The 6,977-nt window shown below is 76.6% G+C and carries 6 protein-coding genes; 2 read left to right on the plus strand and 4 right to left on the minus strand.

Annotated features, from left to right (window positions below):
• Nucleotides 1–109 precede the first annotated feature (109 nt).
• Nucleotides 110–1,309, minus strand: a complete 1,200-nt coding sequence (gene sfnG / locus ACUN9U_RS18190; RefSeq protein WP_445486410.1) for a dimethylsulfone monooxygenase SfnG — start codon at nt 1,307–1,309, stop codon at nt 110–112.
• Between the two features lie 200 nt (nt 1,310–1,509).
• Complete coding sequence (locus tag ACUN9U_RS18195) at nt 1,510–2,019, minus strand: DUF3017 domain-containing protein (protein ID WP_445486411.1); 510 nt, start codon at nt 2,017–2,019, stop codon at nt 1,510–1,512.
• Between the two features lie 98 nt (nt 2,020–2,117).
• On the opposite strand from ACUN9U_RS18195, the gene ACUN9U_RS18200 reads away from it, so the two are divergent.
• Complete coding sequence (locus ACUN9U_RS18200) at nt 2,118–3,830, plus strand: RecQ family ATP-dependent DNA helicase (protein WP_445486412.1); 1,713 nt, start codon at nt 2,118–2,120, stop codon at nt 3,828–3,830.
• Nucleotides 3,831–4,008: 178 nt separating this feature from the next.
• Here ACUN9U_RS18200 and purH read toward each other — a convergent pair whose 3' ends face one another.
• Together purH and purN are read right to left on the minus strand one after the other, a co-directional pair.
• Nucleotides 4,009–5,655, minus strand: coding sequence for a bifunctional phosphoribosylaminoimidazolecarboxamide formyltransferase/IMP cyclohydrolase (gene purH, locus ACUN9U_RS18205; RefSeq protein ID WP_445486413.1), 1,647 nt, complete (start codon nt 5,653–5,655; stop codon nt 4,009–4,011).
• Nucleotides 5,652–6,287, minus strand: coding sequence for a phosphoribosylglycinamide formyltransferase (purN, locus tag ACUN9U_RS18210; protein WP_445486414.1), 636 nt, complete (start codon nt 6,285–6,287; stop codon nt 5,652–5,654). Before purN ends, purH begins: the two co-directional genes overlap by 4 nt.
• A 78-nt stretch (nt 6,288–6,365) precedes the next feature.
• Between purN and ACUN9U_RS18215 the strand changes: the two genes are divergently transcribed.
• Nucleotides 6,366–6,938 carry a hypothetical protein gene (locus ACUN9U_RS18215; RefSeq protein WP_445486415.1) on the plus strand — a complete coding sequence of 191 codons (573 nt, stop codon included), beginning with the start codon at nt 6,366–6,368 and terminating at the stop codon, nt 6,936–6,938.
• The last annotated feature ends 39 nt before the right edge of the window (nt 6,939–6,977 follow it).

Here is a 6,977-nt window from a genome sequence, read left to right on the forward strand (position 1 = left end):
CCTCCCCCCGGGGGGGCGCGCCCCCCCGGGGGGGGGGGGGGGGGGGGGGGGGGGGGGGGGGGGGGGCGCGGGGGGGGCCCCCCCCCCCCCCCCCCCCCGCCCTGCGGCCTCAGACCGGGACGACGGCGCCGGGACGCCCCAGCACCTCCAGCGCGGCCGCCAGCTCCTGGGCCAGGCCCAGGTGCTCGACGGGGTCGGTGCCCTCCGGCAGCGCCGCCAGCTCCGCCTCGAGCTCGCGCACCCGGGGGATGACGGTGCGCCCGAAGGCCTCGACCTCCTCCTTGACGTGCAGGAAGCCGAGGAGCACCAGGTCGACGCCGATGAGCCGGTAGGCCAGCACCCGGCGCGCGACCTGCTCCGGGGTGCCGATGAGGCCCGTGCGGAAGCCGTCGTTGTACTGGACCAGGTCCTTGAACTCGCTGTCGGCCCACATGCCCTTGCCGTCCTTGGCGGCCTGCCCGGCCTCCTTGACGGCGTTGCCGAAGTCGTTGACCTTGTCGGCGTCGGCGTTGGCGATGATCGCGTCGAGGACCTCGACGGCCTCGGCCTCGGTCTCGCGGACCACGGCGAAGGCGTTGAGCCCGAACCTGATGCTCCGGCCGTTCTCCGCGGCGTAGCCGCCGACCTGGGCGACCTGCTCGGCCACGCCCTCAGGGGTGTTGCCGTTCATGAAGTACCAGTCCGAGACCCGGCCGGCCATCTGCCGGGCAGCGGTGGAGTTGCCGCCCTGGAAGACCTCGGGCAGCACGTCCGGCTGGGGGCGGAAGTTCACGTCGCCCACCTGGAAGTGCTTGCCCTGGAAGGAGAAGTGGTCGGTGGTCCAGGCGCCGCGCAGGACCTGGATGAACTCCTCGGACTGCTCGTAGCGCTCGTCGTGCTCGAGCCAGGTGGCGCCGAGGTCGAGCGCCTCCTTCTTGAACCAGCCCGACACCACGTTGAGGCACAGGCGGTCACCGGTGAGCGCCTGGGCGGTGGCGGCCCACTTGGCCAGGACCACCGGCGGCCAGAAGTAGGGGTGCACCGCAGCGATGACCTTGAGCTTCTCGGTGGCCAGGAGCAGCGCCAGCGAGAACGACGTCGACTCGTGCTGCGCGTCGGCGCCGTAGGAGGCGGCGTAGCGCACCTGGGAGAGGGCGTAGGTGAAGCCGGCCGCCTCCGCCGCCCGCGCGGTCTCGATGTTGTAGGCGGGCTCGTGGCTGGTGCGCTGGGGCAGGTTCGAGACCACGAGGCCGCCCGAGACGTTGGGCACCCAGTAGGCGAACTCCACCGGCGCGAGCTCGGAGGCGGGGCGGGGCAGGGAGGTGCTCATCAGGTGTCTCCTCGACTCCTCATCGGTCCTGGCGGGAGCACCGCTCCCCGGGGGCCCCGCGGGGCGCTCGGTCGGTCGGTTGCTGCGGCGTCAGCGAGCCAGGTCTCTCAGCCGCTCTGGATGGGTGGGCGCAGCGTGTCGCGGGCGACGAGCCGGCGTCAAGTCGCCGGCGCGGCGCGCCCGGGGGGGGGGGGGGGACCTCAGCCGCCCAGCCCGCCGGGAGCGACGACGGCCAGCACCGCCACCCCCACCGCCAGCAGCAGGCAGGTGGTGGCGTCGACCCAGGGCGTGCGCACGGCCAGCGGCCCGAGCGCGGCGATGGGCAGCACGAGGTGCAGCACGGCCAGCAGGAGCAGCAGCCCGGCGAGCAGCAGCCCGGCCAGCCCGAAGGAGACGGCGGCCGCGACGACGAGCACCGCGAGCAGCCCGGCGCCGAAGCCCCACACGAGGGCGGTGGGCGGTGGCCAGGGGGCGCGCTCGTCCTGCGGGGCCCGCTCGGCCGAGCGCGCGGCGGAGTGCCCGGAAGCGTCCGCGGCGGAGCGCCCGGCGGGGTCGTCGGCCGCCTGGTGGCCCTCCCGCGCGGGGCCGGGCTCCGGGCCGGGCTCGGGCGTCGGCTCTGGGCCGGGCTGGGGCGTCGGCTCTGGGCCGGGCTGGGGCGTCGGCTCTGGGCCGGGCTCGGGCGGACCGGTGTCCGTCCGTGCTGGCTCCACCCGGCCAGGCTAGCCGCGGCTGGGCCGCCCGGGCGGAGGAGGCGCGGCTCACACGGGGCCCACCGCGTGTCGATCGCCGCACGGGGTAGCAGTTGCCGGTGAGCACCAGCACCGCGTCCCGCCCGACCCGCCGCCCGACCCTGGCCGACGTCGAGCGCACCGCCCGCGAGCGCTTCGGCTTCGACGCGCTGCGCCCGGGGCAGGGTGAGGCGGTGCAGGCGCTGCTGGCCGGCCGCGACGTGCTGGCGGTCATGCCCACCGGGCGCGGCAAGTCGGCCGTCTACCAGCTGGCCGCGCTGTGGATGCCCGGCCCCACCGTGGTCGTCTCCCCGCTGATCGCCCTGCAGCGCGACCAGGTGCAGGCGCTGGCCCGCACCGGCGTGCGCGACGCCGTCGCGGTGAACTCCTCCCAGTCGGCGAAGGAGAACGGCGCCGCGTGGGACGCGCTGAGCACCGGCGACGCGGAGTTCGTCTTCCTGGCCCCCGAGCAGCTCGCGCGGGCCGACGTGCGCGAGCGGCTGCGGGCGCTGCGCCCCAGCCTCTTCGTCGTCGACGAGGCGCACTGCGTCTCGGCGTGGGGGCACGACTTCCGCCCGGAGTACCTGCGCCTGGGCGACGTGGTCGCCGAGCTCGCCGCCGGGGACGAGGAGGAGGGCGCCTCCCGCCGGCCCGTGGTGTGCGCGCTGACCGCCACCGCAGCGCCGCCGGTGCGCCGCGAGGTGGTCGCCCGGCTCGGGATGCACGACCCGGAGGTCGTGGTGCAGGGCTTCGACAGGCCCAACATCTTCCTGGAGGTGGTCCGCGAGACCGACGGCGCCGAGGCCAAGCGCGCCGTGGTCGTCGAGCGCGCCGCGACGGCCGCCAAGCCCGGCATCGTCTACGTGGCCACCCGCAAGGACGCCGAGGCCTACGCCGACGACCTGTCCCACCTCGGCCTGGACGTGGAGGCCTACCACGCGGGCCTGTCCGCCGAGGACCGCCACTGGGTGCACGAGGCCTTCACCCAGGGCGACCTCGACGTCGTCGTGGCCACCTCGGCGTTCGGGATGGGCATCGACAAGCCCGACGTGCGCTTCGTCCTGCACGCCTCGGTGACCGACTCCCTGGACAGCTACTACCAGGAGGTCGGTCGCGCCGGCCGCGACGGCGAGCCCTCGCTGGCCACGCTGTGCTACCGCTCGGAGGACCTGGGCCTGCAGCGCTTCCACGCCGGCGGTGGCCCCGACGAGGTCGCGCTCGCTGCGGTGGCGGGCGCGGTGCACGACGGCGGGGGCGAGCCCGTCGCGGCCAGCGAGGTGCGCGCGGCGGCGTCCCTGTCGGCCACGCGCACCACCGGCCTGCTGAACCTGCTGGAGCAGGCCGGGGCGGTGGAGGTGACCCGCGAGGGGGCGGCGTGGACGGACCCGGGCACCGCGGTCGGCCAGGCGGTCGGGGCCGCTGTCGAGGCCGCCCAGGAGCGGCGCCGCACCGACAGGTCGCGCCTGGAGATGCTGCGCGGCTACGCCGAGACCACCGGGTGCCGCCGCCAGTACCTGCTGGCCTACTTCGGCGAGCACCTGGAGCAGCCCTGCGGCGACTGCGACACCTGCAGGTCGGGCTCGGCCGCCGCGGTGCAGGCGGAGCGGGACTCCGCGGGTGACGCGCCCGGCGGCTGGGCCGTCGACGACGCCGTTGAGCACGCCTCCTGGGGCCCGGGCGTGGTCATGAGCACCGACGGGGATCGGATCACCGTGCTCTTCGAGCGCGAGGGCTACAAGACCCTCGCCGTGGAGGCGGTGGAGAAGGCGCACCTGCTCAGCCGCGCCTCCTGACCCCCCGTGATCACGGGCGTTCGGCCACCCGCGTGACCGCGCGGCCACCGTGCCCGACCGCAGCCGAGCGCCCCGCTGCGGTTCCCCCCTCCTGGACCGCAACCGAGCGCCCGGTTGCGGTCCCGGAGCCTCCCCGGACCGCAGCCGGGCGCCCGGCTGCGGTCCGCTGGGGCAGGGGTCAGTGCGTGAAGTGCCGCGCCCCGGTCAGGTACATCGTCACGCCGGCGGCCTGCGCCGCGGCGACGACCTCCTCGTCGCGCACCGACCCGCCGGGCTGGACCACGGCGCGCACGCCCGCGTCCAGCAGCACCTGCAGCCCGTCCGCGAACGGGAAGAAGGCGTCAGAGGCGGCCACCGCCCCGCGGGCCCGCTCCTCGCCGTGGCCGTTGGCCCGCTCGACCGCCAGGCGGCAGGAGTCCACGCGGTTGACCTGCCCCATGCCCACGCCCACCGACGCGCCGCCGCGCGCCAGCAGGACCGCGTTCGAGCGCACGGAGCGCACCGCGCGCCAGGCGAAGGAGAGGTCGGCCAGGACGTCCGGTGAGGCAGCGCCGCCCGCGGCGAGGGTCCAGGCGGACGGGTCGTCCCCGGCGGCGTCGAGCACGTCGGCGTCCTGCAGGAGCAGGCCGCCCGAGACCGCGCGGAACTCCGGACGCGCCGCGCCGGTCGGCGGCAGGGACGCACGCAGCAGGCGCACGTTCTTCTTGCGCGTCAGCACCTCGAGGGCGTCGTCGTCGAAGTCCGGGGCGACCACCACCTCGGTGAAGACCTCGGCCACCTGCTCAGCCATCGCCAGCGTCACCGGCCGGTTGGTGGCGATGACGCCGCCGAAGGCCGAGACCGGGTCGCAGGCGTGCGCCGCGGCGTGGGCGGCGGCGACGTCGGCACCGACCGCGATCCCGCACGGGTTCGCGTGCTTGATGATCGCGACGGCCGGCTCGGTGAAGTCAGCGGCGGCGCGGCGCGCGGCGTCGGCGTCGACGTAGTTGTTGTAGCTCATGGCCTTGCCGTGCAGCTGCTCCGAGCGCGCCAGGCCCGGGTCGTCACCGGCCAGCGCGCCGGTGCGGGCGGTGTACACCGCGGCGCCCTGGTGGGGGTTCTCGCCGTAGCGCAGCACCTGCGAGCGGGTCCACGTCGCGCCGGCGAAGCCGGGGAACGCCGGGGTGGTGGCGTCGTCGTGCTCCTCGGTGACCAGCGTGGAGGCCCACCAGGAGGCGACGGCGACGTCGTAGGCGGCGGTGGCCGCGAACGCCTTGCCGGCCAGGCGGCGGCGCTGGGCCAGGGTGGTCCCGCCGGCGCGCAGCTCGGCCAGCACCGCGTCGTAGTCGGCGGGGTCGACGACGACGGCCACCGACGCGGAGTTCTTGGCGCTGGCGCGCACCATCGCCGGCCCGCCGATGTCGATCTGCTCCACGCAGTCCTCCGGGCCGGCGCCGGAGGCGACGGTCTGCTCGAAGGGGTAGAGGTTGACCACCACCAGCTCGAACGCCTCGATGCCCAGCTCCTCGAGCTGGCGGCGGTGGTCGGGGTCGCGCACGTCGGCCAGCAGTCCCGCGTGCACGCTGGGGTGCAGCGTCTTCACGCGCCCGCCGAGGCTCTCGGGGAAGCCGGTGATGCGCTCGACCGGCGTCACCGGGACGCCCGCCGCGGCCACGCGGTGCGCGGTGGAGCCGGTGGAGACGATGTCGACGCCGGCCTCGTGCAGCCCGCGCGCCAGCTCCTCCAGCCGCGTCTTGTCGGAGACGCTGACGAGCGCGCGGCGGACGGGCTTGCGGTCGGCGACCGGTGCCGCGGACGTGGTGGGGGTGGTGGGGGTGCTGGTCATGGGAGCCGGGCCTTCCTTCCCTCGACGGTCCAGCCGCCGGTGGTCATGCGGGTCACGACGTCGACGAGCAGCGCCCGCTCGACGGTCTTGATGCGCTCGTGGAGCGCGGCCTCGTCGTCGTCGTCGAGGACCTCGACGGCGCGCTGGGCGAGCACCGGCCCGGTGTCGACGCCGGCGTCGACCAGGTGCACGGTGCAGCCGGTGACCTTCACCCCGTGCGCCAGGGCGTCGCGCACCCCGTGGGCCCCGGGGAAGGAGGGCAGCAGCGCGGGGTGGGTGTTGAGGGTCCGCCCGCCGAAGGCGCCGAGCACCGCGGGCCCCAGCACCCTCATGAAGCCGGCGCTCACGACGAGGTCGGGGCGGTGCCGCGCCAGCTCGGCGGCCAGGGCCGCGTCCCAGGCGGCGCGGTCGGGGTGGTCGCGCAGCTCCACCGCGAAGGTGGGCACACCGGCGCGCGCGGCGCGCTCCAGCGCGGCGGCAGCGCGCCCGGCGGAGTCGGTGCCGACGGCGGCCACCTCGAAGGGCGCGTCCGGGCGGGCCGCGGCGTCGAGCAGCGCCTGCAGCAGGGTCCCGCTGCCGGAGGCCAGCACCACCAGGCGCGAGCGCGAGGGGGGTGTGCTGGCCGCGGTCACGTTCGGAGACGATATCGACGCCGGCGGCGGGCACTCCGCGGGGCGAGGTCAGGGCGAGCAGAGCAGGAGCACGCAGGCATGAGCGACCCGTACGCACCGCCGGGGTCCCAGCGGGGCGGCGGGGGCCCGCAGGGCCGTCGGGGCCCCGGCGCTCCCGGGGGCGCGGGCGGTGCGGACCCCCAGCAGGAGCGCCGCCAGCTGCCCCCCTCGGTGCCCCACCGCCCGGCCGAGCGGCGCCCGCCGGACCCCCAGCGCGCCGCCCGCACCGCGCGGCTGGGCCTGCACTTCTCCCTGCTCGTGCTGGCGGGCCTGGTGGCGCTGACGGCGCTGCCGCTGCCCTGGCGCCTGGGCGGCACGGTGTTCGTGCTGGTGGGCGCGGTGGTCGGGGTGGTGGCGCTCGTGCAGGCGGTGCGGGCGCGGCTGCGGTGGACGGCGGTGCTCGTGCTGGGCCTCGGCCTGGGGATGGTGGGCCTGCTGCTGCTCGTGGAGGCGGTGAACCTGGCGCTGTGGCCGGCGACCTCGCAGCGCCAGGCCTGCCTGGACAGCGCGCTGACCGCTGCCGGGCGCCAGGAGTGCGACCAGCAGTACGAGCAGGCGGTGCGCGACCTGCTGCCGGCGGTGCCGGTGCCGCCGGCGCCCTCGGCGGGCTGAGCCTCCCCGGACGACGGCGGGCGCCGGTCCCCTCCCGCG

The organism is Quadrisphaera sp. KR29 (assembly GCF_052644995.1).